This is a genomic window from Pseudomonas viridiflava (assembly GCF_900184295.1).
GTDB classification, from domain to species: domain Bacteria; phylum Pseudomonadota; class Gammaproteobacteria; order Pseudomonadales; family Pseudomonadaceae; genus Aquipseudomonas; species Aquipseudomonas viridiflava.
Genome location: NZ_LT855380.1, coordinates 2,757,107 through 2,780,276, shown reverse-complemented (window position 1 = coordinate 2,780,276; position 23,170 = coordinate 2,757,107). Strand labels below are relative to the sequence as shown.

The 23,170-nt window shown below is 58.9% G+C and carries 21 protein-coding genes; 12 read left to right on the top strand and 9 right to left on the bottom strand.

Going from position 1 to position 23,170, the window contains the following annotated elements:
* The first annotated feature begins 193 nt into the window (after nt 1–193).
* The 6 genes from CFBP1590_RS12770 (at nt 194) to CFBP1590_RS12745 (ending at nt 5,470) form a co-directional block, all read left to right on the top strand.
* A complete protein-coding gene (locus CFBP1590_RS12770; protein ID WP_029242342.1) occupies nt 194–904 on the top strand; it encodes a histidine phosphatase family protein in 711 nt (236 codons plus the stop codon).
* Nucleotides 905–972: 68 nt separating this feature from the next.
* Nucleotides 973–1,290 carry an SCP2 sterol-binding domain-containing protein gene (locus tag CFBP1590_RS12765; RefSeq protein WP_029242343.1) on the top strand — a complete coding sequence of 106 codons (318 nt, stop codon included), beginning with the start codon at nt 973–975 and terminating at the stop codon, nt 1,288–1,290.
* Between the two features lie 209 nt (nt 1,291–1,499).
* Nucleotides 1,500–2,567 carry a phosphotransferase family protein gene (locus CFBP1590_RS12760; protein WP_088235164.1) on the top strand — a complete coding sequence of 356 codons (1,068 nt, stop codon included), beginning with the start codon at nt 1,500–1,502 and terminating at the stop codon, nt 2,565–2,567.
* A gap of 23 nt (nt 2,568–2,590) precedes the next feature.
* Entirely contained in the window at nt 2,591–3,358 is a 768-nt protein-coding gene (locus CFBP1590_RS12755) for an SDR family oxidoreductase (RefSeq protein WP_043306073.1), read from the top strand.
* 109 nt (nt 3,359–3,467) lie between these two features.
* Nucleotides 3,468–4,616 (top strand): Gfo/Idh/MocA family protein, encoded by a 1,149-nt coding sequence (locus tag CFBP1590_RS12750; RefSeq protein ID WP_088235163.1) that lies wholly within the window; start codon nt 3,468–3,470, stop codon nt 4,614–4,616.
* A 74-nt stretch (nt 4,617–4,690) separates the two neighbouring features.
* Complete coding sequence (locus CFBP1590_RS12745) at nt 4,691–5,470, top strand: TSUP family transporter (protein ID WP_057408613.1); 780 nt, start codon at nt 4,691–4,693, stop codon at nt 5,468–5,470.
* Here the strand turns inward: CFBP1590_RS12745 and nudC are convergent.
* Nucleotides 5,438–6,274, bottom strand: coding sequence for an NAD(+) diphosphatase (gene nudC / locus CFBP1590_RS12740; protein ID WP_088235162.1), 837 nt, complete (start codon nt 6,272–6,274; stop codon nt 5,438–5,440). The genes CFBP1590_RS12745 and nudC overlap by 33 nt on opposite strands.
* Before the next feature lie 39 nt (nt 6,275–6,313).
* A complete protein-coding gene (locus tag CFBP1590_RS12735) occupies nt 6,314–7,156 on the bottom strand; it encodes a crotonase/enoyl-CoA hydratase family protein (protein ID WP_197986485.1) in 843 nt (280 codons plus the stop codon).
* 187 nt (nt 7,157–7,343) lie between these two features.
* Here CFBP1590_RS12735 and CFBP1590_RS12730 point away from each other — a divergent pair, with 187 nt between their 5' ends.
* Both CFBP1590_RS12730 and CFBP1590_RS12725 read left to right on the top strand, forming a co-directional pair.
* Nucleotides 7,344–8,828 carry an ATPase domain-containing protein gene (locus CFBP1590_RS12730; protein WP_025995696.1) on the top strand — a complete coding sequence of 495 codons (1,485 nt, stop codon included), beginning with the start codon at nt 7,344–7,346 and terminating at the stop codon, nt 8,826–8,828.
* Nucleotides 8,825–10,855: a response regulator gene (locus CFBP1590_RS12725; RefSeq protein ID WP_088235161.1), complete on the top strand. Its 2,031-nt coding sequence runs from the start codon at nt 8,825–8,827 to the stop codon at nt 10,853–10,855. Before CFBP1590_RS12730 ends, CFBP1590_RS12725 begins: the two co-directional genes overlap by 4 nt.
* 297 nt (nt 10,856–11,152) lie before the next feature.
* Here CFBP1590_RS12725 and CFBP1590_RS12720 read toward each other — a convergent pair whose 3' ends face one another.
* The 5 genes from CFBP1590_RS12720 to CFBP1590_RS28705 all read right to left on the bottom strand — a co-directional run bounded on the left by CFBP1590_RS12720 (nt 11,153) and on the right by CFBP1590_RS28705 (nt 17,805).
* The gene (locus tag CFBP1590_RS12720; RefSeq protein WP_004884919.1) at nt 11,153–11,530 is read right to left on the bottom strand and encodes a response regulator; all 378 of its coding nucleotides are present in this window, start codon (nt 11,528–11,530) and stop codon (nt 11,153–11,155) included.
* Nucleotides 11,531–11,644: 114 nt separating this feature from the next.
* Nucleotides 11,645–12,826 (bottom strand): hybrid sensor histidine kinase/response regulator, encoded by a 1,182-nt coding sequence (locus CFBP1590_RS12715; protein WP_088235160.1) that lies wholly within the window; start codon nt 12,824–12,826, stop codon nt 11,645–11,647.
* Nucleotides 12,820–13,434, bottom strand: coding sequence for a chemotaxis protein CheB (locus tag CFBP1590_RS12710; RefSeq protein ID WP_004884915.1), 615 nt, complete (start codon nt 13,432–13,434; stop codon nt 12,820–12,822). The genes CFBP1590_RS12715 and CFBP1590_RS12710 overlap by 7 nt, the downstream gene beginning before the upstream one ends.
* Nucleotides 13,431–14,252, bottom strand: coding sequence for a CheR family methyltransferase (locus tag CFBP1590_RS12705; RefSeq protein ID WP_029242352.1), 822 nt, complete (start codon nt 14,250–14,252; stop codon nt 13,431–13,433). Before CFBP1590_RS12705 ends, CFBP1590_RS12710 begins: the two co-directional genes overlap by 4 nt.
* A 46-nt stretch (nt 14,253–14,298) precedes the next feature.
* Nucleotides 14,299–17,805 carry a response regulator gene (locus tag CFBP1590_RS28705; protein ID WP_088235159.1) on the bottom strand — a complete coding sequence of 1,169 codons (3,507 nt, stop codon included), beginning with the start codon at nt 17,803–17,805 and terminating at the stop codon, nt 14,299–14,301.
* A 331-nt stretch (nt 17,806–18,136) separates the two neighbouring features.
* Between CFBP1590_RS28705 and CFBP1590_RS12695 the strand changes: the two genes are divergently transcribed.
* Both CFBP1590_RS12695 and CFBP1590_RS12690 read left to right on the top strand, forming a co-directional pair.
* Nucleotides 18,137–18,502 carry a response regulator gene (locus tag CFBP1590_RS12695; RefSeq protein ID WP_025995690.1) on the top strand — a complete coding sequence of 122 codons (366 nt, stop codon included), beginning with the start codon at nt 18,137–18,139 and terminating at the stop codon, nt 18,500–18,502.
* Entirely contained in the window at nt 18,489–19,820 is a 1,332-nt protein-coding gene (locus tag CFBP1590_RS12690) for a glycosyltransferase (RefSeq protein ID WP_374729044.1), read from the top strand. Before CFBP1590_RS12695 ends, CFBP1590_RS12690 begins: the two co-directional genes overlap by 14 nt.
* An 86-nt stretch (nt 19,821–19,906) precedes the next feature.
* Here CFBP1590_RS12690 and CFBP1590_RS12685 read toward each other — a convergent pair whose 3' ends face one another.
* Nucleotides 19,907–20,248: a DUF2442 domain-containing protein gene (locus CFBP1590_RS12685; protein WP_080665206.1), complete on the bottom strand. Its 342-nt coding sequence runs from the start codon at nt 20,246–20,248 to the stop codon at nt 19,907–19,909.
* A gap of 454 nt (nt 20,249–20,702) precedes the next feature.
* Here CFBP1590_RS12685 and CFBP1590_RS12680 point away from each other — a divergent pair, with 454 nt between their 5' ends.
* On the top strand, nt 20,703–21,254 hold the full coding sequence (locus CFBP1590_RS12680) for a BRO-N domain-containing protein (protein ID WP_088235158.1): 552 nt from the start codon (nt 20,703–20,705) through the stop codon (nt 21,252–21,254).
* A 21-nt stretch (nt 21,255–21,275) separates the two neighbouring features.
* Here CFBP1590_RS12680 and cobF read toward each other — a convergent pair whose 3' ends face one another.
* Complete coding sequence (cobF, locus tag CFBP1590_RS12675; RefSeq protein ID WP_029242356.1) at nt 21,276–22,055, bottom strand: precorrin-6A synthase (deacetylating); 780 nt, start codon at nt 22,053–22,055, stop codon at nt 21,276–21,278.
* A gap of 129 nt (nt 22,056–22,184) precedes the next feature.
* Between cobF and CFBP1590_RS12670 the strand changes: the two genes are divergently transcribed.
* Entirely contained in the window at nt 22,185–23,090 is a 906-nt protein-coding gene (locus CFBP1590_RS12670; protein WP_004884903.1) for an AraC family transcriptional regulator, read from the top strand.
* Nucleotides 23,091–23,170 lie beyond the last annotated feature (80 nt).

Sequence of the window (23,170 nt, the reverse complement as noted above, 5' to 3'; positions counted from 1 at the left end):
CACTTGCATTGCGCCCTTACCAATCAAGGGCCGCGATGTCGCCAGCATACCGACGCCCCCTCACGATCACCAGCGGCAAGGGTTACAAGCCATTAAAACGGTGATTTCAAACGAGCGTATGTTTTTTGATTGACAGCTCCCCGGCATCCCTCATAACCTCGCCAGACCTTCAACGTACCGAGACGAACCGGACGTGGGCAGCATCTACCTGATACGACATGGCCAGGCCTCATTTGGTGCAGACGATTACGACGTCCTGTCGCCTCTGGGCATTCGTCAGGCACAGATTGTCGGCGCACACCTCGCAGATCTCGGTATTGGCTTCGATCGCTGCATCTCCGGCGACCTGCGTCGTCAGAAAGACACCGCGCTCAATGCACTGGCCCAGTTCGGCGAAGCCGGTCTGAATGTGCCGGAGCTTGAAATCGACAGCGCGTTCGACGAGTTCGATGCCGAAGGCGTCATGCGTGCCCTGATCCCCGCCATGCTGTCGCAAGAACCGAAGGCGCTGGATATCCTGCGGGATGCCGCCAACAATCGCGCCGAATTTCAGCGCCTGTTTTCACTGATTATCGGTCGCTGGATCGGTGGTCAGCACGACACCCTCGGCCTGCAGAGCTGGCTGGGTTTCGTCGCAAGGGTAAAGGCCGGGCTGGACCGGATCGTCCAGAACGCAGCGCCCAATGAGCGCATCGCCGTGTTCACCTCCGGCGGCACCATTACCGCACTGCTGCATCTGATTACAGGCATGCCTGCGCAGCAGGCATTCGAACTCAACTGGCACATCGTCAACACTTCGGTGCACCGGCTAGGATTCAGAGACAACGAAGTGACCCTGGCTTCCTTCAACAGTTACACGCACCTGCAATTGCTGAAGACGCCGGAGCTCATCACCTATCGCTGAGCTGGCCAAAAGCGCGCTCGTCGGGCGCCAGAAATCACCAACATCAGAACCCATAAAAGGATCAAGACATGACCTCAACAGCTGACGCCGTGAAAACCATGCAAGCCAAGTTCAACCCAAGCGCCGCTGCCGGCCTGGACCTGGTCTTCGGTTTCCATATCACCGACGAAGACAAGTACTACGCACTGATCGTCAAGGACAGCACCTGCGACCTGCAGGAAGGCGAGAACCCTGATGCCAACGTCACGCTGGTGATGGACAGCGCAACGCTCAAAGGTATCGTCAGCGGCGAAACCGACGGCATGCAGGCGTTCATGGGCGGCAAGCTGCGCGCTGAAGGCGACATGATGCTGGCGATGAAGCTGAGCGAGCTGTTTCCGGTATAAATCCAGGACAACGCTTGATGCATACGAAGAAACCGAAGCCGACAGGCTTCGGTTTTTTTTTCGCCTGACCGTTCATGTCCAGTGATCAAGGCCGCTGATTGACCGGCAACACGCTAGCCTATAAAGCGGTCCGGCAGTTGTTTGCGGGCTCGCCTATCATTAGATTAGTCAATGTTTCTGGCTGACCATAATAAGCAGAAGGGATAAGCATGGCGCTGACCGACCAGTCCACGGACATCCGTAGCGGCGAAGAACTTGACGTCGCCCTCATCGATCCGTATCTCAAAAACCATCTTCCGGAGCTGCATGGCACGCCGCTGATCAGTCAGTTTCCGGGCGGCGCCTCGAATCTCACCTACCTGATCCAGTACCCCGAACGGGAACTGGTGCTGCGTCGGCCGCCCTTCGGGCACAAGGCGCGCTCGGCCCACGACATGGGTCGCGAGTACCGCATCCTCAATCAACTCAAGGATGCGTTTCCCTACTGCCCTCAGGCTTACCTGCACTGCACCGACGAATCGGTCATCGGGTCCGAGTTCTATGTGATGGAACGCGTCCAGGGCATCATCCTGCGTTCGGACCTGCCACCCGCACTGGGTCTGGGCGCAAGGCAGACCGAGGACCTGTGCAAGAGCTTCATCGACAAGCTGGTGGACCTGCACCGGGTCGATTATCAGGCCTGTGGCCTGGGCGATCTGGGCAAACCCCACGGCTACGTACAGCGGCAGATTCTGGGCTGGACCGAACGCTACGAGAAAGCCATGACCCCCGACGCGCCCGCGTGGGATCAGGTCAAGGCCTGGCTGGCTGCGAAGATGCCAGCCGACTCACCGGTTGCCAGCATCGTGCACAACGACTACCGCTTCGACAACGTGATTCTCGACCCCGAAAACCCGATGCACATCATCGGTGTGCTGGACTGGGAGCTGACCACCCTGGGCGATCCGCTGATGGACCTGGGCAACACCCTCGCCTACTGGATTCAGGCCGATGACCCGGCGCCCGTGCAACTGATGCGTCGTCAACCCAGTCATGCGCCCGGCATGTTGACCCGCCAGCAATTCGTGGATTACTACGCGGAACGCGCCGGCGTGCGGATCGACAACTTCGATTTCTATTACACCTACGGCCTGTTTCGTCTGGCCGGTATCGTGCAGCAGATCTACTACCGGTTCTATCACGGCCAGACGCAGGACAAACGCTTCGCACAGTTCATTCACATGAACCGGCTGCTGGAGCAGATGAGCCTCAATGTAATTGCCAAATCCAGCCTTTGATGACATCAGAACAAGGAAAAGACATGTCCAGAACCCAACTCTTCGACCTCGACGGCAAGATCGCTTTCGTTTCCGGCGCCAGTCGCGGGATCGGTGAGGCCATTGCCCGCCTGCTGGCCCAGCAAGGCGCCCATGTCATTGTGTCCAGTCGCAAAATCGACGGATGTCAGGCCATCGCCGACGCAATCATCGCAGATGGCGGCAAGGCCACTGCAATCGCATGTCATATCGGCGAAATGGAACAGATCGGCAGCGTCTTCGCGCAGATTCGGGAACAGTTCGGGCGCCTGGACATTCTGGTCAACAATGCCGCCACCAACCCGCAGTTCTGCAACGTGCTGGACACCGACCTCAGCGCGTTCCAGAAAACCGTGGACGTGAACATTCGCGGCTATTTCTTCATGTCGGTGGAAGCCGGCAAGCTGATGCGCGAGACCGGCGGCGGCAGCATCATCAACGTGGCGTCGATCAACGCGGTTTCACCGGGAGCGTTCCAGGGCGTCTATTCGATGACCAAGGCTGCAGTGATCAACATGACCAAAGTATTCGCCAAGGAATGCGCGGGCTTCGGCATCCGCTGCAATGCCCTGCTGCCCGGCCTGACCGACACCAAATTCGCTTCGGCGCTGGTCAAGAACGATGCAATCCTGAACATGGCGCTGGCGCAGATACCGCTCAAGCGCGTGGCAGCGCCCAGCGAAATGGCCGGAGCCGTCTTGTACCTTGCCAGCGAGGCTTCCAGCTACACCACTGGCGTCGCGCTGAACGTGGATGGCGGTTTCCTGTCCTGATCAGCCAGCGCTGAGGCCACCTCAAAGCTGCGATATGAATTATATTTTCCATTAATTAATTATTTGGAATATATTTTCCGCATAACAACAATCCTTTCTGGAGAATGTCATGCGGGAAACCACTTCTTCCACCCTTCCGGAATACGGTATCGGTCTTATTGGTACCGGTTTCATGGGCCGTGCTCACGCGCTGGCATTCGGCAACGCCAACGCGGCCCTTGACCTTCCCGCACGCATTCGCCTCGCCGCGCTGGCCGATGCCGACAGCGTACGCGCCGAGCAGTGTGCGCAGGCCTGGGGTTTTGATCGCAGCCATGCCGACTGGCAGCAATTGATCGATGATCCGAGCGTACAAATCGTGGCGATCACCACGCCCAACCATCTGCATTTCCCGATGGCCATGGCCGCCATTGCCGCAGGCAAGGCGGTGTACTGCGAAAAACCTTTGGCAGTGAGCCTGGCCCAGGCCGATCAGATGCGACGCAGCGCCAGAGCCGCAGGCGTCGTGACCCAGGTGGGTTACAACTACCAGCACAACCCCATGATTGGCCTGGCCCGGGAAATGATCGAGGCTGGCGAACTGGGCGAGATTGTCAGCTTCCAGGGCGAATTCAGTGAAGACTTTATGGGCAACGCGCAATCGCCCTGGTCGTGGCGCTGCGAAGCCGCGCACGCAGGCGGAGCCCTGGCCGACCTGGGCAGCCACCTGCTGGCCATGGCGCGCTATCTGCTGGGCGACGTCGAAGCGGTATGTGCCGATGTCAGCACCGTTCACCGTCAACGCCCTGCCAGCGCGGGCAGCACCGAACTGCGCGACATTGCCGTCGACGACCAGACCCATGCCCTGCTGCGCTTCGCCAATGGCGCACGCGGGACCTTCAGCAGCAGCTGGCTCAAGCACGGCTACAAGAATCATCTCAGCTTCGAGATCAGCGGCACCAAAGGCACACTGGCTTTCGATCAGGAAAGGCTCAACGAACTGCGTCTATGCCGCGCCGGAGCGCCCGGCCGGGACGGCTTCCAACGATTGCTGGCAGGCCCTTCACTGCCCGGTTACGCCGCGTTTTGCCCTGCGCCGGGTCACCAGTTGGGGTACAACGAACTCAAGGCGCTGGAGGTCCAGGCGCTGATCCTGTCGATGTGCGGCCAAGGCAACCGTGGCCCGGACTTCGAGGAAGCCTGGCAAATCGAACGCCTGGCGGCGGCCATTCGCCTGGCCGCCGAGCAGCAACGCTGGATCGCGCTCGCGGATATCTGACAGGCTTCCTGCAACATTCGGCAAAGGGTTAGAATGCGCCGCCATTCTGCCCTTCTGCCAATAAGCCGCCCTCCATGCCTTTCGAACTCAGCGTCGACCTGACCACCCTCGCCATTCTGGCGGTCGTTGCCTTCATTGCCGGATTCATCGACGCCATCGCAGGCGGCGGCGGACTGCTGACCACCCCAGCTCTGATGACAGCGGGCCTGCCGCCTCATCTGGTACTGGGCACCAACAAGCTCAGCTCGACGTTCGGCTCGGCGACTGCCAGCTTCACGTTCTACCGGCGCAAGCTGTTCGATCCGAAACAGTGGGTTCACGCCATTGTCGGCACGGCTGTCGGCGCGGCAATCGGCGCAGTGATTGCTCATTATCTGCCTGCCGAATGGCTGAATCAGATGCTGCCAGTGATTGTGTTCGGCTGCGGCCTGTACCTGCTGTTTGGCGGCACACCCAAGGCGCCGCTGGACAGCGATGCTCCGATCAAGAAGAAATGGCAACTGCCTCAGGGGCTGGGTCTGGGCTTCTACGACGGCGTCGCAGGCCCTGGAACCGGCGCTTTCTGGACGGTCAGCACACTGCTGATTTACCCGGTCGATCTGGTCAAGGCCAGCGGCGTAGCGCGCAGCATGAACTTCGTCAGCAATGCGGTGGCGCTGTCGGTGTTCATGTTCTCGGGTCAGGTGGATTACGTGATCGGCCTTTGCATGGGTCTGGCGGTGATGCTCGGCGCCTACTTCGGTGCAGGAACGGCGATCAAGGGCGGCGCGAAATTCATCCGCCCTGTGTTCATCACTGTGGTACTGGGCCTGACCGTGCGTCTAGCCTGGCAACACTGGTTCGGGGGAGCCTGATCGCTCGGCCAGATAGGCCTCGATCAGATAACGCGCAATGGAACGATTGGCAGGCAGGGGTGGCAGGTCATCGATCCGGAACCAGCGTGCGTCTTCGATTTCATCGGCCTGAGGCACAATCTCTCCGCTGTCGTATTCAGCATGAAAGCCCAGCATCATCGAATGTGGAAACGGCCAGCACTGGCTGCCCATGTATTTGAGGTTTTTGATGCGCACCTGCACCTCTTCCATCACCTCACGACGCACACAATCCTCGGCTGACTCACCGGGCTCGACGAACCCCGCCAGCGTACTGTAAACGCCCGTCACAAAGCGTGGGGACCGCGCCAGCAGGATCTCGTCGCCGCGAGTGATCAGCACGATCATGGAAGGTGAAATGCGCGGATAGAGCCGCAGGTTGTCATGTTCGCAGTACATGGCACGCTCGCCATGCACCTGCACCGTCGGACGGCCGCAGGCTCCGCAGAAACGGTGTTCCCGGGCCCAGGTGCTGATCTGCGCCGCGTAACCCAGCATTTCGAAGATGGCAAAGTCACCCTCCAGCATGAACTGCCGCAGGCCCTGCCACGAACAGCCCTCGACCGCTACCGACCGTTCAAGCACCAGCAGATAGACAGCCTCGCCGTCGAAATGACCGATGCCGTGTTCGCTCTGTACCGGCAAATCCAGCCCCTTGAGCCAGGCTCTGGGGAACATCACCCCGTTGCTGTCCAGCAGAAATCCCTGGTCACCATGGACCACGGCCCAACCGCCACTGGCCTCGATATCCAGTACCGCGGTCGTCCAACGCTCCGGGCGCGTCATGGAAAAACTCCTCTGTTCGAACGCAAGCGTGCTACCGCTTCAATTGTCGAAAACTGGCTTCTGCTTGCTCATCTGGGCAACCATTGCCAGCTTCAGGTCCGCTGATTGCAACATGGCAGCGTTCCAGATAGCAACGTGCTCAAGCCCATCGTCCACGCTGTGGTCACGCATGTAGCCGATCATCTGTTTGGTGCCTTCAATGGCAATCGGCGATTTCTCGGCAATCTGTCGGGCGATGGCCATCACGCCGTCAAGCAACGCAGCTTTATCGGTAAAGCACTGGTTGATGAGGCCGATACGCAGCGCCTCATCGGCTTCTACCGTACGGCCCGTGTAGGCCAGCTCGCGCATGATGCCGTCCGGGATGATTCGCGGCAGGCGTTGCAGGGTGCCGACATCGGCCGCCATGCCCATGTCGATTTCGCGGATCGCAAATTGCACATCGGCGGCGGCGTAGCGCATGTCGCACGCCGACACCAGATCGATTGCGCCGCCCAGACAGTAGCCCTGAATCGCCGCAAGAACTGGCTTGCGACAGGTGTCCACGGCAGTGAACGAGGCCTGCATGTCGAGGATGGTGCGCCTGAGTACCCGCGCATTACGCCCGGCATCCTTGCCAAGCTGTCCGGCGACCGACGCGAGCATCTTCAGGTCGATACCGGACGAGAAATGTTTGCCCGCGCCGCTGAGCACCACCACCCGTACCTCATCCTCACGCTCGATCCACTGGAAGATCTCGATGATCTCGGTCCAGAACGCCTCGCTCATGGCGTTGATCTTGTCAGCACGATTGATCTGCACATGGGCAATGTTGTCGTTCAGTTCAACGAGAAAGGTTTGGTAGTCGCGCACGGCTTGATCCTCAGGCAGGTGAATTTCCATCGTTGGACTATAACAATCCAGTCACGACTGCTGTCAGGCGACTGTTGTGACATTTGCCGGACCCATATGCCCTTGTGGCAAGGGTGCAGGCCAGGCTGGCCACCAAATAGTCTGAACCGTCGTAGTGCCATGATGTCCAGTAATGGGTGACACTACTACTGCTCCGTCAGTCATCAGAGGGCGATACTTGAATACGTCAAAAGCGGCAACCGGCATTGAAGGTCTGGACGACATCCTTTCGGGAGGTCTTTCACGCTGTCACGTTTTCCTTCTCGAAGGAGAACCCGGAACCGGCAAGACAACCGTAGCGCTGCAGTTCCTGCTGGCAGGCGCCCAAGCGGGCGAAACTTCGCTGTATATCACGCTTTCCGAGACCGAACGGGAGCTGCGCGACGGCGCGCGTTCCCACGGCTGGGAGCTGGATGAGCACATCAAGATTTTTGAGCTGACGCCGCCAGAAAGCCTGCTGGACGCTGACCACCATCAGAGCCTGCTGTACTCCTCCGACCTGGAGCTGGGCGAAGCGACACGGCAGATTTTCGAAGTGGTCGAACGCGTAAAGCCGACCCGCGTGGTCATCGACAGCCTTTCGGAAATTCGCCTGCTGGCGCAAAGCTCGTTGCGCTATCGCCGTCAGATCCTGGCGATCAAGCACTACTTTGCTCGCTATGACGCCACTGTCGTGCTGTTGGACGACCTGACCACCGAAGCGCTGGACAAGACCGTGCACAGCGTGGCCCACGGCGTCATTCGGCTCGAATCATTGACACCTGCCTACGGCGCAGAACGCAGGCGCCTGAAGATCGTCAAGTACCGTGGCCAGAAGTACCGTGGCGGCTTTCATGACTTCACTATTGCTGAAGATGGTATCCACGTCTTTCCAAGGCTGGTGGCTGCCGAACATCGATCCGACTATTCGCGCGCTCAATTCAGCAGCGGCATTCAGGAGCTGGACGATTTGCTGGGCGGCGGCATCGAAGGCGGCTCCAGCACATTGATTCTTGGTCCTGCGGGCACCGGCAAGTCACTTATCTCGATGGTTTTTGCTGCACAGGCAGTTGCGCGGGGTGAGCGAGTCGGGCTGTTCATCTTTGACGAGGAGATGGGCCTGCTGTTCGAGCGCATGCTGAAGATCGGCATCGACCTGCGTGCGCTGCAGGAGACCGGCAACATGCTGATCGAGCAGATCGACGCCGCCGAACTGTCGCCCGGCGAGTTCTCCCATCGCGTCAGACGCGCAGTCGATCAGAAGCAGATCAAGACTGTGGTGATTGACAGTATCAACGGTTATCAGGCGTCCATGCCGGAAGAAAACGCGCTGGTTCTGCACATGCACGAATTGCTTCTGTACCTCAACCGCCGGGGTGCCTCGACGTTCATGACCGTCGCACAGCACGGACTGGTCGGCGACATGCGTTCGCCGGTCGACATCACCTATCTGGCCGACAGCGTGATTCTGCTGCGCTATTTCGAAGCGCTGGGCCAGGTGCGCCGGGCCATTTCCATCATCAAGAAACGCACCGGTACGCACGAATCGACCATTCGCGAATACCGGATCAGTAGCAAGGGTTTGAAGATCGGTGCGCCGCTGGAAGCCTTCCAGGGCGTATTGCGCGGCGTTCCTACCTATCTGGGCGAAAGCAAACCGCTGTTGACGGACGAAGACTTGTGAGTATTAAGGGGCAACTTTCAGAGCGGGCGGTCATCCTGGCGCCTCGTGGACGGGACAGCCAGATTGCCCTGATGATTCTCAAGGAAGCCGGCTACCCGGCAACCGTTGCACGCGACCTTAACGAACTGGTTGCAGAACTGGAAACCGGCGCAGGTCTTGTGATCGTCGCCGACGAGGCTCTGCGTACCGTTGACATCACGCCGCTGCTCGACCTGCTGGGCCAGCAGCCTGCCTGGTCGGACCTGCCTATTGTCCTGCTGACTCATCATGGCGGCCCCGAGCAGAATCCGTCGGCGCGAATGGGCAGTCTGCTGGGCAATGTCACGTTCCTGGAACGCCCCTTCCATCCTGTCACGCTGGTCAGCCTGGTGGCGACTGCGGTACGCGGGCGACGACGTCAGTACGAAGCGCGTGCACGCCTGGAGGACCTGCTGGAAAGCGAAAAACGCCTGCAAAATGCACTCAAGGCCGGACGGCTCGGCTCATGGGAGCTTGAATCCGAGCGCCTGCTACTCACCTGCTCTGCTATCACCCGAGGTCATTACGGCCGTGAAGAGCATCAGGCCTTCACATACGAAGACTGGCTCGCTGTCGTTTATCCCGAGGACCAGCCGCGCATGCAGTCCGCACTGCAGCGCAGTCTGGATACGGGCGTCGACTTCATCATTGAATATCGCAATGTCTGGCCAGACGGGTCGCTCAACTGGGTCGATGTGCGCGCCCGCTCCATCCGCGACAATAACGGCCACGTCAGCTCGCTGGTCGGCGTGACATCCGACATCACCGAGCGCAAACAGGCTGAATCCCAGCTCAGACGCCTCAACGAAACACTGGAACAGCAGGTCGAAGAACGCACCTCGCAGCTGCGCCACAAGGAAGAAGTGCTGCGACAGTCGCAGAAGATGGAAGCCGTCGGACAGTTGACCGGCGGTATCGCCCACGACTTCAACAACATGCTGACCGGCATCATTGGCAGCCTGGAGCTAATCAGGCGACGTCTGGCACGCGGGCGTACCGAGGGCCTGGATAACCTGATCGACCTGGGCGTCACTTCAGCCAATCGTGCAGCCGCCCTCACCCATCGCCTGCTGGCGTTCTCCCGCCGTCAGTCGCTGGACTCCAAGCCGGTAGAGATGAACCATCTGATCAACGCCATGGGCGAACTGATTCAGCGCAGCGTCAACGAGAGCATCAAGCTGGAAATGCAGCTGGCCGGCGATCTGTGGACCGCCGAGGCAGACCCCAACCAGTTGGAAAACGCCCTCCTCAATCTGGTACTCAACGCCCGCGACGCGATGCCGGATGGCGGACTGCTGACGGTAGAGACTTACAACCGTCAACTGGACAAGTCCTTTACCAACGCTCATGAGAACCTGCTGCCGGGCGACTACGTCGTCCTGAGCATCACCGACAACGGCTGCGGCATGCCGGAAGCGGTCATCAGCCGCGCATTTGACCCGTTTTTCACGACCAAACCCATCGGTCAGGGCACAGGCCTCGGGCTGTCCATGATCTACGGCTTCAGCAAGCAGTCTCACGGCCATGTGGCGATCAAGAGCGAAGTCGGTCGCGGCACCACCGTGGAACTGTTCCTGCCGCGCTTCAAAGGCAATCAGGACGAGGACGAGCAAAGCTTCCAGAGCAATGCGGTGTACGCCAAAGATGGCGAAACCGTGCTGATCGTCGAAGACGACCCGGCCGTCAGGGCGCTGGTCAGCGAGGTACTCAGTGAACTGGGGTACGCCTTCATCGAGGCAGGTGACTCTCTGTCCGCAGTGCCGATACTGGAGTCAGGGCAGCGGATCGACCTCTTGATCAGCGATGTCGGGCTTCCCGGCATGAATGGACGTCAGCTCGCGGAAATCGCAAGGCAACTGCGGCCGGAGCTTAAGGTGTTGTTCATCACTGGCTATGCCGAACATGCCGCTGCACGCTCAGGATTCCTGGACACCGGCATGCAACTGATCACCAAACCCTTCGCGTTTGATCACCTGACGTCCAAAGTGCGGGAAATGATCGAGGCTTGAGAAAGCTCAAGCCCGATAGCCCTCCGTTGCGCACCATCCAGACTCCCGGACCTCTTCCGCCATCGCGCAGCAGAAACCAGACTGTGGAAATGCTCACCGCATCTTTGACGGAGCGCTGTAGCGCAGCAAACACCGAACTGTAGGAGCGCGCTTGCCCGCGATCTGCCGGGAGCCGGCAGCAAAACCGACGCAAGCGATGTGTCAGATGCGACTTGGGGCCGCTGCGCAGCCCATCGTTGCCGTCGTACCTCCGAGAAGGCCTAAGCCCTCCAGGCAGAAACGAATTTCAGCAAACAATCAGGCCAGTAAATCCTGAATCTGCGACTGCAGCGTTTCCATGGTGAACGGCTTGGCCAGAATGGGAGCCTTGGCCGCTATCGGGCTGCCCGAATCAATGATCTCTGCGGGATAGCCGCTGATGAAGATGACCTTCAGTTCCGGTCGTAACTTGACCGCCGGCTCTGCAATCTGCACGCCCGAAATACCGCCAGGCAGGCGATAGTCGGTGATCATCAGGTCCAGGTGCGGTTTGGTGGCGAGAATCTCGAATGCCTGCTCACCGTTCTCGGCCTGCAGGACGCGATAGCCCACGCCCGACAGGTAATCAGCCAGCAGCATCAGGATCAGGGGTTCATCTTCGACGATAAGTACGACGTTTTCTGCATCAGCGCTCATTGAACTGCCTTTGATCTTATAGATAGCTGCCAATACGACCACGGCGCGCTGAGGAGGTTGCGACGGAAGTACGATAATTCCGTAGTGCCATCTGTTTTTGAAGGTCCGCCCGCTTTACTGAGGCAGACAGACGCGAAAAACCGAACCCTTACCCTCTTCGCTTTCCACTTCGATCCGGCCGCCATGGGCCATGACGATCTGTTCGGAGATGAACAGTCCCAGTCCGAGTCCTGCAACCGCATGGTTGGCCGAGACACGTTCGAACTGCTGGAAGATACGCTTCTGGTTCTCAGGAGTGATGCCGATGCCCTGATCGCGAACCTCCACACTCGCCTGTCCGCCCTCGCAATATACGCGCACCTCGATGGGCTTGCGGGCGCCGTAGCGCAGGGCGTTGGTCAGCAGGTTGGCAATGACCTGCTCGATCCTGAACTCATCCCACACGCCGATGACCGGTTCCTCGGCAACCAGCGTGACACTCGAGCTCGCCGCAGCGATCTGGGCCGAGAAACTTTCCAGCAGTTGAGTCACCAGTTCACACAAGTCAAACGGGCTTGGCCTGATCGACAGCTTGCCCGTACGGATACGCGACACGTCCAGCATGTCCTCGATCAGTCGTATAAGGCTTTGAATCTGACGCTCGTCGCGGTCGACCATGGCGCGCAGCTTGTCGAGCGTAAATGCCGACATGTTGCCCTTGGCCAAGTGCAACTGACGCAACTGGGTTTCCAGAATGAGGCCGTTGAGCGGCGTGCGCACCTCGTGGGATACGATCGACATGAAGTCATCGCGCATGCGTATCGCGTGCTCAAGTTCACCCTGAGTGGATTGCAGGCGCTTGAGCAGGGCTTCCTGCTCCTGCCGGCTACGCTCGAGTTCCTCGACCTGCATCTTCATGGCCTTGCGCTGCCGGAACAGGTCGACGAACACGTTGACCTTGCTCTTCACCGCATGGATGTCCAGCGGCTTGTGCAGGAAGTCCACCGCGCCGCTTTCATAGCCCTTGAATGCGTAATTGAGCTCGCGACCCGCAGCGCTGACAAACACGATCGGGATGCTCTTGGTCTTTTCAGTGCTGCGCATCAGCTCGGCCAGCTCGAAGCCATTCATGCCCGGCATCTGCACATCAAGGATGGCCAGCGCGAATTCATGCTGCAGCAGGAGCGACAACGCCTCGTCGGCCGACAGCGCCTTGAACACCAGTCGGTCCTCACGCTTGATCAGCGCTTCGAGGGCCAGCAGGTTCTCCGGCAGATCGTCGACGATCAGCAGTTTTGCCTGGACTTCATTTAGCATGCGATTCGTTCCAGCTCGGCCAGCAACGGGCCGATTTCGTTCAAAGACAGAAGGTAATCCGGCGAATGCAGCGCCAGGGCGGCCTCGGGCATGGTACTCGCCTGGGCCTGCTGCGGGTCCTGAATAACCGTGAAACCTTTATAATGCTTGATCTGCAGCAATCCCTGCGCTCCGTCGTTGTTGGCACCGGTCAGTAGCACGCCCGCCAGGCGCTCACCGTAGGCGTCAGAGGCCGAGTCGAACAGAATGTCGATGCTCGGTCTTGAATAGAAAACCCGGTCTTCCTGACTCAATGACAACGTACGGTCAGTCTCGACAGAGAGGTGATAACCCGACGGCGCAAAGTACAACGTGCCGGGCCTGATGCTTTCCTTGTCGTCGGCTTCCTTTACGGGAAACGGCAGGCGACTCTGGAACACATGCGCCAACTGACTGCGACGATCATCCGGCAAATGCAGCACCACCAGGATCGGCAAGCCGAACCCCGGCCGCAGACAAGTGAAAATTCTCAGCAGCGCCTCGACGCCGCCTGCCGAAGCACCGACCACGATCGCATCCACCACCGGCAGAACGTCGTCGGCTGAAGCCCCGGCAAAAGTCGTCTTCATGATTTACGGTAGATCCGCTCAGGCTTGACCAGCGTCTCGAACGCAGTGCCATAGGCTGAAAACTCGAGCGTTTCCTTGCTGCCCAACGCCAGGAAACCCCGATGGCAGAGCGAGTCATGAAACAGCCCGAAGGCCCTGTCCTGCAGTTTTTTATTGAAGTAAATCAATACGTTACGGCATGAAATGAACTGGGTCTCGGAGAATACACTATCTGTCGCCAGACTGTGATCGGCAAAGGTCACGTTTTCACGCAACGTCTTGTCGAAGATCGCGTAATCGTAGGCCGATGTGTAGTACTCGGTGAAATCCCGCAACCCACCGGACTTGCGATAGTTCTCGGTGTAGGCGCGCAGGTTTTCCATGGAGAAGATCCCCTGCTTGGCTTTCTCCAGCGAGCTGGGGTTGATGTCCGTAGCGTAGATGATTGTGCGCTCCAGCAGCCCTTCCTCGCGCAGCAGGATGGCCATCGAGTACACCTCTTCGCCTGTGCTGCAGCCGGCGATCCATACCTTGATGGAAGGATAGGTGCGCAGAAGCGGCACGACTTCCTGACGAATCGCCAGGAAGTGCGACGGATCACGAAACATCTCGCTCACGGGAATGGTGAGGATCTGCAGCAATTGCATGAACGCAGCCGGGTCATGCAGCACCCGCTCCTGCAATGCGGAGATCGTGCTGCAATCGAACTGACGCAACGCATGCGCCACACGGCGCTTGACCGAAGCGCCGGAATAATCCCGAAAGTCGTAGCTGTACTTGAGGTAGATCGCCTCGATGAGCAGCCTCAACTCGATCTCGGCATTGCGATCAAGGTGCATGGACGAACCCGAAAGTGTGAGCGAAGACCGGTTTGGCCGTGCGCATTCAAATACGTTCCATTTTTGGCAGCCACACGCGAATCAACGAGAACAATCGATCCAGATCGATAGGCTTGGCCAGGTAATCGTTGGAACCTGCTTGCAGGCACCGTTCCTGGTCATCCTTCATGGCCTTGGCCGTCACCGCGATGATCGGCAGCTTGCGCCAGCGCGGGTCCTTGCGGATCTCGATGGTGGCTTCGTAGCCATCCATCTCCGGCATCATCACGTCCATCAGCACCAGATCGATGTCTTCGACTTCATTGAGTTTTGCAATTGCCTCAAGCCCGTTACGCGCGATCTCGACCACCGCGCCCTTGTGCTCGAGTGCACTGGTCAACGCGAAGATGTTACGCACATCGTCATCCACCACCAGAATCTTGCGCGCCTCGAACACCTTGTCACGGCTGCGGGCGGTCTTGAGCATCTTCTGACGCTCATTGGAAAGCTGGGATTCGACCTTGTGCAGGAACAGCGTCACTTCGTCGAGCAGGCGTTCCGGCGAGCGCGCGCCCTTGATGATGATCGAGCGCGAATATTTCATCAGCTCGGCTTCTTCGTCACGGGTCATGTTGCGCCCGGTATAGACAATCACCGGCGGGAACGAACAGATCTCTTCGGTGGACATGCGCTTCAGCAACTCGTCACCGAGCATGTCAGGCAGTTTGAGGTCGATGATCATGCAGTCGTAGATATTGTCGCGCAGCAGATCCAGCGCTTCCTGAGCGAAACCTACCGCCGTGATCTCGATGTCGTCATCGCCGATCAGACGCGCAATGCTGTCACGCTGCAAAGCATCGTCTTCGACCAACAGGATGCGCTTGACCTTCTGGGTCAGTTTGGCTTCCAGCTTGGCAAACACATCCTTGAGTTCTTCGCGGGTCGTGGGCTTGACCGCATAACCGATGGCGCCCATGTGCAAGGCCGCTTCCTGACGGTCTTCGACCGAGATCACGTGCACCGGAATGTGCCGGGTAGGCGCCAGCTCCTTGAGGCGCTGCAGAACCGTCAGGCCCGAGTGGTCCGGCAGGCGCATGTCCAGCAGGATCGCGTCCGGCGTGAAGCGCGCGGCCAGATTGAAGCCGTCATCGGCCGCGTGAGCGACCAGGCAGTAGTAGCCCAGCTCGTGAGCGAGATCGAACAGGATCTGAGCGAACCGCACTTCATCTTCGATGACCAGAATGCAGCGCTTGTCGAACGGTGCCTTGTCACGGTCATCGTCGAAGACCGGAATCGCCTCGTCCCGCACGACAACCGGCTCGACAACAGGTCTGGCAACGGCCGGCGCCGGCATGATCGGCGTCGACACCACGGCAGCGATGTTCGCGCCTTGCGCCTCGGTGGATTGCTCGACGTACTGCTCCGGCAACACCAGTGTGAAGATGCTGCCCTGCCCGGGTGCACTGGTCACGCTGATCGAACCGCCCAGCAGCGCGGCCAGGTCACGGGAGATCGACAGGCCCAGCCCGGTGCCGCCGTAGCGACGGTTGGTCGTGCCGTCCGCCTGACGGAACGCTTCGAAGATGCTCTGCTGATGTTCTTCAGCGATGCCGATGCCAGAGTCACGAACCGTGAACGCGATGCCTGAACCCGGCTGACGCGACACGATCATGCTCACGGTGCCGGTTTCGGTGAACTTGATGGCGTTGGACAGCAGGTTCTTGAGAATCTGCTCCAGTCGCTGTCGGTCGGTGTACAGCATGGTCGGGGCACCGGCCTGCATTTCGACCGTGAACTGCAGACGCTTCTCGGTCGCCAATGGCTGGAACAGGCCACGCAAACCCTCCACCAGACGCGACACGCTGCTGTTTTCCGGCCGCACCTCCAGCTTGCCGGCCTCGACCTTGGAAATGTCCAGAATGTCGTTGATCAGGTTCAACAGGTCATTGCCCGCCGAATAGATCGACTCGGCGAATTTGACCTGCTCGGCAGTCAGATTCTCGGTCGGGTTCTCGGCCAGCAGCTTGGCCAGAATCAGCGAACTGTTGAGCGGCGTGCGCAGCTCGTGGGACATGTTGGCCAGGAACTCGGACTTGTATTTGCTGGAGCGCTGCAACTCATCAGCTCGGGCCTGCAATTCCACCTGGGCCTGATTCAGCTCTTCGTTGTTGCGATCCAGTGCGTCGCGCTGATCGGCCAGCGCCTGGCCCTGCTCGGCCAGTTGTTCGTTGGTCTGTTCAAGCTCGGCCTGCTGGGTTTCCAGATGCGCCTGGGATTCCTTCAGAATCCGCGACTGCTCCTCGAGCTCTTCGTTGGCCGTGCGCAGCTCTTCCTGCTGCACCTGCAATTCTTCGTTGAGCTGCTGCGTCTCGGCCAGCACTTCCTGCAGACGCTGGCGATAACGCGCCGCCTCGATGGAAGTGCCGATATTGTCGGAGATCAGTTCGAGGAATTCGACGTCCTGTTCGGTCAGCCCGTGCAGAAAACCCAGCTCGATCACGCCGTTGACCTGATCGTCGTTGCTGGTCGGCACTACGATCACGCTGCGTGGCGAGCCGTCACCCAGACCGGAACTGACCTTGAAGTAGTCGACGGGCACGTCTTTCAGAGTGATGACCCGATCCTGTCGCGCCGCCTGGCCAACGATACCTTCGTCACTGTGAATGGTCTGGTCACGCTCTTCCTGTTCGCGGGAAAACCCGTAAGAGGCGATGCGGGTCAGACCGCCGTGTTCCTGACGTACGTAGACCGCCGCCACCGAAGCCCCCAGATAGCGGGCCAGAAACTGAAGGATATTGCGGCCCAGCATGCCCAAGGTCAGTTGCCCCAACACATGCTCTGCCAGCTCGCTCTGCCCGTTGCGCAGCCACGCGACCTTCTGCAAGCGTTCAGCATTGATTTCCTGCTGCCTGAGGTTCTCGCTGTAAGTGTCGGACAGCGCCATCAGGTCACGACGACCGACCCACGCCAGGATGCCACTGACGATAACGACGAAGACCAGGTACAGCGCGACAGACATGACTGTACTGCGGGTAACCTCGGCATTACGGTTCAGGCGCAGTTGCTGCTCCATCTCCACGGCCTGATCGTATTCGGTACGGATCTGGTCGGTGATGCGTTTGCCCCGTCCGGCGAGGACTGGCGTCTGGTAATCGCCGTTTTCGCGGCGCAGCTTGATCATTTCAAGAGCAAAGACATTCCACTCTTCCTGCAGGGTGAGCAGGCGGCGAAAACGATCCAGCTGAGTCGGATTGTCTTCCACCAATGCCTGAAGCCCTTGCAGTTCCGCCGTCAGCAAAGGCTTGGCCACTTCATAAGGGTCGAGAAAATGCTGATCGCCGGTCAACAGAAAACCGCGCATGCCGGTTTCCATGTCGATGGACAGCTTCATCGAGCGATTGGTGTTGTTGATGACCCGATCCGTATGCTCGACCCATTGAATGGCCGACAACAGATAGCTGATCAACAGAATAAAGAAAACTGCGCTTAAAACGCCGACGCCTAAAGGCAGGCCGACGTTACGTCCCAGCAGTTTGCGGAACCGTTGTTCATCGATAACAGACGTCCGATTCATGAAAAATCCCTGACGGTTGGATCAAAACCGTAGAGTTTGCCGTAAACCCGTGAAAAAGACTCTCATTTCTCACATAGAGGATTGAAATTTCACACATAAATCGGCGATAAGCTCCTGCGCATCAGCAAGCATGGCTCTTACGCCATAGATTGCTATGCTGGTGTGCGTGGAACCGCGACAGATTGAACTTCTGCATGCATTTTATTTACTGATACAGGGACTGTATGAATAGCGGGCACGTCAGGGTCACCGACCTTGAAATGTCCGGCAAGGCGCATAACGTTCTGCGCTCTTTGCACCACCTTTATCTTCAGGCTTTAAGGAGTCAATCATGCCGGACGCAACCAGCACCATTCTTGTGGTCGAGGATGACACTATCGTGCGCATGCTGATCGTCGACGTTCTCGAAGAGCTGGAATACACCGTGCTCGAAGCCGAAGATGCAATGACGGCGCTTGAAATCATCAAGGATGAAACAAGAACCATCGACCTGATGATGACCGATCAGGGCCTGCCCGATCTGAAAGGCACGGAGCTGGCCAAAAAAGCCAGAGCATTGCGCCCGGAACTGCCGGTGCTGTTCGCCAGCGGTTACTCGGAAAACATCGAAGTGCCTGCGGGCATGCATTCGATCGGCAAGCCGTTCTCCATCGATGATTTGCGCGACAAGGTAAAAAGCGTTCTTGACCAGCATTGATATCGACGCACCCGACAGCCCTTCCCCTTCTGCCGAGAACACCAGCCAGCGCCTGCTGATTATCGGTTACGTCTGGCCAGAGCCGCGCTCATCTGCGGCCAGCGGCCATGTGATGCAATTGATTCGCTGTTTCCTTGAGCATGGCTGGCAGATCACGTTTGCCAGCCCTGCCACAGAAGGCGAACACCGCGCCGACCTGGTCAGCCTGGGCATCACCGAAGTGCGCATCGAACTCAACAACAGTAGTTTCGATACTTTCGTCGGCGAATTGCAGCCCGACGTCGTGCTGTTCGATCAGTTCATGATCGAGGAACAGTTCGGCTGGCGTGTCGAACAGCAGTGCCCCGACGCCTTGCGGGTGCTGGAGACCTCTGACCTGCAGAGCCTGCGCCACGCGCGCCATCAACGGCTGAAGGATCTGCTGAACGACGAGTCCGGCAACACCCCTTCAGATTTATTCGAGCCGTGCGATGCCGAGCTGTTCAGTCTGATGGCTGGCAGTGATCTGGCCCAGCGTGAAATCGCGTCGTTGTACCGATGCGACCTGAACCTGATGACCTCGGACGTGGAAATCGAGCTGCTGACCGGCTCATTCGGCATGCCTGCATCCTTGCTGCACTGGTGCCCGCTGATGCTCGATGAGCCGTCACAGACTGCCCGGCCGTTCGATCAGCGGGCGCACTTTCTGAGTATCGGCAATTTTCGCCATGCGCCGAACTGGGATGCGGTGCTCTGGATGAAAAACGCCATCTGGCCGCTGATTCGCCAGCAGCTTCCTCAGGCGCAACTGCATATCTACGGCGCCTATACACCACCCAAGGCGACGGCGTTGCACAACGGGGCGCAAGGTTTCCACATCATGAACTGGGCCGAGGATGCGCTTCAGGTCATGTCCAACGCACGCGTGTGCCTGGCACCCTTGCGCTTCGGTGCGGGTATCAAAGGCAAGCTCATCGACGCCATGCTGTGCGGGACACCATCGGTCACGACACCGATCGGTGCCGAGGCCATGAGCGGCGGACTGCCGTGGCCCGGAATCGTCGAGACCGATCCCGCGCAGATCGCTGACGCTGCGGTCCGCCTGTATCAGAGTCGAGCGCTGTGGTCAGAAGCACAGACAGCTGGCCGGGCACTCTTGAAAGCGCGTTACCGCCACGAACAGCACTGCGCCAGCCTGATGGAACGCATCGACACCCTGCGCCGCGACCTGCCAGGCCATCGGCTGGCCAACTTCACCGGTTCGATGTTGCGGCACCATCACCACAAGAGCACCAAGTACATGGCGCAGTGGATCGAGGCGAAGAATCGCAAGGTTTGAGTGCTACTGCCACGTCTGACGACATGGACCTCATTGCTTATGCCCGAGCTTAGGGCGCCAGAACGCTGCAGTCTTGGTGCCCTAGTTCATGCCCCGCCTTTCGTACCCAATTGGCGCGCCATCCACGAGTGACTGCCCAAGACACCTTCCAGCAGCGCTGGCACATACAGATCAGCGTCCAGTTCAGGAAAATGTAACCCAAGCCCGCTCGGGCTGACTTCAATGTTGTCCAGTTGATCTGGACGCACATCACTGAGCCCTTCGACCGATCCTGGGGGGATAGCCAATTCCACGCCTGAATTCAACACGATGATGATTCGGGAAACTCTGCGGTCGTAATGTGCCTCTACAGCGTACGGGCCTGTTTTCAGGCGCTCGTTCATACGCCCTTCAGCCTTCGCAATATCTTGTTCAGTTATAGAATCCATGTATTTTTCCCCACGGTCTGCACATTTCGTCCAGAGAGGCCGGGTGCCTGCCAATGCCAATGCCAATGCGCTTGATATCGGCGCTCATCCCTTCAGTGCTTCAGGCCTGTATAGCGGCCCGAATGCGATTTGGTAATAGCGACAATTCCCTTTCCTTCGTATGAAGTTTCCGAGAAAATCCTGACCGCTTGCGCGTGTCGATTTGCGGCTTTAAGGTGCGCCGTCGCTGCAGAACAGTGACCGGATTTGACGATCCGAACCTTCATTCGCAATCGCGCTGCATGTTGCCTTTGCACTTCCTGTGTTCAAGGTGACTTCATGGCGGCTGTGCGTCGGAGACTTTCGGGTCTGCCGGTGTGCTTGAGTGAAGGCCGGTTCGTCAACCTTCGCACAGCTGCCACCCACTGCGTTTGACGACGCCGGGCAGCTCTTTTACTCAAAGGAGCTTTCACTCATGGACCTGCCACACCCCGCCTCCCCTTGCACCGACTATCTCGAACCCACGGTCTTCATCCGCCATCACCGCATGCTGCGCGCCGTCATGATTGGTGCTCAAGCCTGGTTTCCGCTGTCAGACCTTGCCCGCCTCATGGGCAAGCGCCTGGACGAGCGCTCTACGCTGAAGCTCGATGCCGATCAGTCCCGCACGGCGTGGCTGCAGACCCACCAGCAGTGGGAACGCTGCCTGTTGCTCAGCGAATCAGCTGTGTTCGCCATGCTCGTCCACCATTACGTCCCCGAGAACCGTGCCCTGCGTCAGTGGCTGGTTCAGGACGTGCTGCCTGCCTTGCACGCCCGGCATCGCGAAGATTTTGACCATCCGGAATCCTGCCAGATGCGCTGGCAAGGACGCCCGCTGAGCACACTGCAATGGCATGATGATCTGTGGATCAGGCTGCGCGACGTGCCTGAACTGGTTCAGGTGCAGACTCATTCGGGCTCAGCGCCTGTGAAAGGTCCCTGGTGGAAACGGTTGATGACGCAATCCGCGCGATTCAGGGCCTGAAGGCTGTTGTTCCTTGAACGGTCAGTCTGTGGTCTCCGTCGAGGAACACGGTCTGCGCAACAGATACGTATCCATCACCCATCCCTTGCGCTGCCGCGCCTCGGCGCGCAGTTGTTTGATCTGCTCGCACACATCATCGAGCCTGCCTGACACCCGTATCTCGTCCGGGGTGCCCAGGTAGGCGCCCCAGTAGATATCCAGCCCTTTGCCGATGAAACGATCGAACGTGCAATGGGCATCCAGCATCACCACCGCATTGTCCGGTGCATCATCCAGACTCGCTGCGAGGCGACGGCCTGTGGTGATCAGCACCGGTTCACCGATGCGGTTCAGCGGTATCCGATGACTGGCGACCAGCGCCTGCACGCTGGTGATGCCGGGGATGACTTGGTATTCAAAGACTTCCCTGCCCCGCGCCAGCACCCGGTCGAGAATACGCAGGGTGCTGTCGTACAGCGCAGGATCACCCCAGACCAGAAACGCGCCTGTCTCGTCCTTGCCAAGCTCATCGGCGATCAGGCGCTCGAACAGGATGGCGCGCTGCTCGTGCCAATGCTCGACGCCGCGTTCATAGCCGCTGGGATCGTCTTCGCGGCGCGGGTCCTGGACCTGCACCAGCCGATAGTCGGTGTGAGTGATGTAGCGCTCACACATCGCCTTGCGCGATAGCAGCAGATCGTCGTCGGCGTAGCCCTTGTCGAGCAGGAACACTGCGTTCGTCCGGTTCAGGGCATTGATAGCCTGAACCGTGATCTGCTCGGGATCGCCGGCCCCCATGCCGATCAGAAGAATCTGTTTCATCGCGTCCCGCTCCTGCAATGACTGCTGTGAAGAGTGACTGATCCTAAGCGTTTTTTCGGCGTCGGTCGGGCAATGATCTGAAAAATGAGGCACATTAACGCCCTGGCAACCACTGCAAACGGCCACGCCATGAGTAAAACAACAAGAATTGCGGATCCTTCCTATGAATTGATGGACGACCATAACGGCCTGTCGATCATTTATCGCGAGCACGGTTTTCCATGCCCGCTGGTGCGCTGGCACTTTCACAAGGAATACGAGTTGCACCTGATCGTCGCCAGTTCCGGCAAGGTCTTCGTGGGTGATTACATCGGCAACTTCAACCCGGCCAGCCTGTTCCTGACCGGCCCCAACCTGCCGCACAACTGGATCAGCCAGATCGATGAAGACGAGGTCGTGCCCAAGCGCGACATGCTGGTCAACTTCACCGACGAGCTGCTGGAAAGCGGCAATCAGGTCTTCGCCGAACTCAGAACCCTGGCGCCGCTGCTGGAGCGTGCCCGTTACGGTATCGAGTTTCGCTGCAAGCGCACGATTCGCCAGGCCATGAGACTGATGCAGCGAATCGCCGACTCCAATGGCATCACCCGTCTGGGTCATTTCTTCATCCTGCTGGAACTGCTGGCGGCCAGCGATGATTATCAGTTGCTCTCCGGTACGGCGGTCACTCATTCGGCGGACGAGCACAGCGTCGACCGCACCAACCGGGCGGTGGATTACATCTTCGCCAACTACAGCCGGGAATTGCCGCTCGAAGAAGTCGCCGAGTACCTGGGCATGAAGCCTACGTATTTCTCCAGAGTCTTCAAGCAGGCCACTGGCCGTTGCTTCGTGGAGTTCGTCAATCGCCTGCGTATCAGCAAATCCTGCGAGCTGCTGGCCGATGGCGACAAGCCTGTGACCGACGTGTGCTTCGAGTCCGGCTTCAACAACATTTCCAACTTCAACCGGCGTTTCCAGCAACTCAAGGGCATGACGCCGTCACATTACCGGCGCCTGGCCGTCCAGCGTCTGACCGAACAAAACCTGTACTGATTCGCCCCGCCTCCTCGCCCATCGTCTACGCTCAAACATCGCCAACGCCTGTGACTGGGCGTTCGCGGCGCAGGCACGCT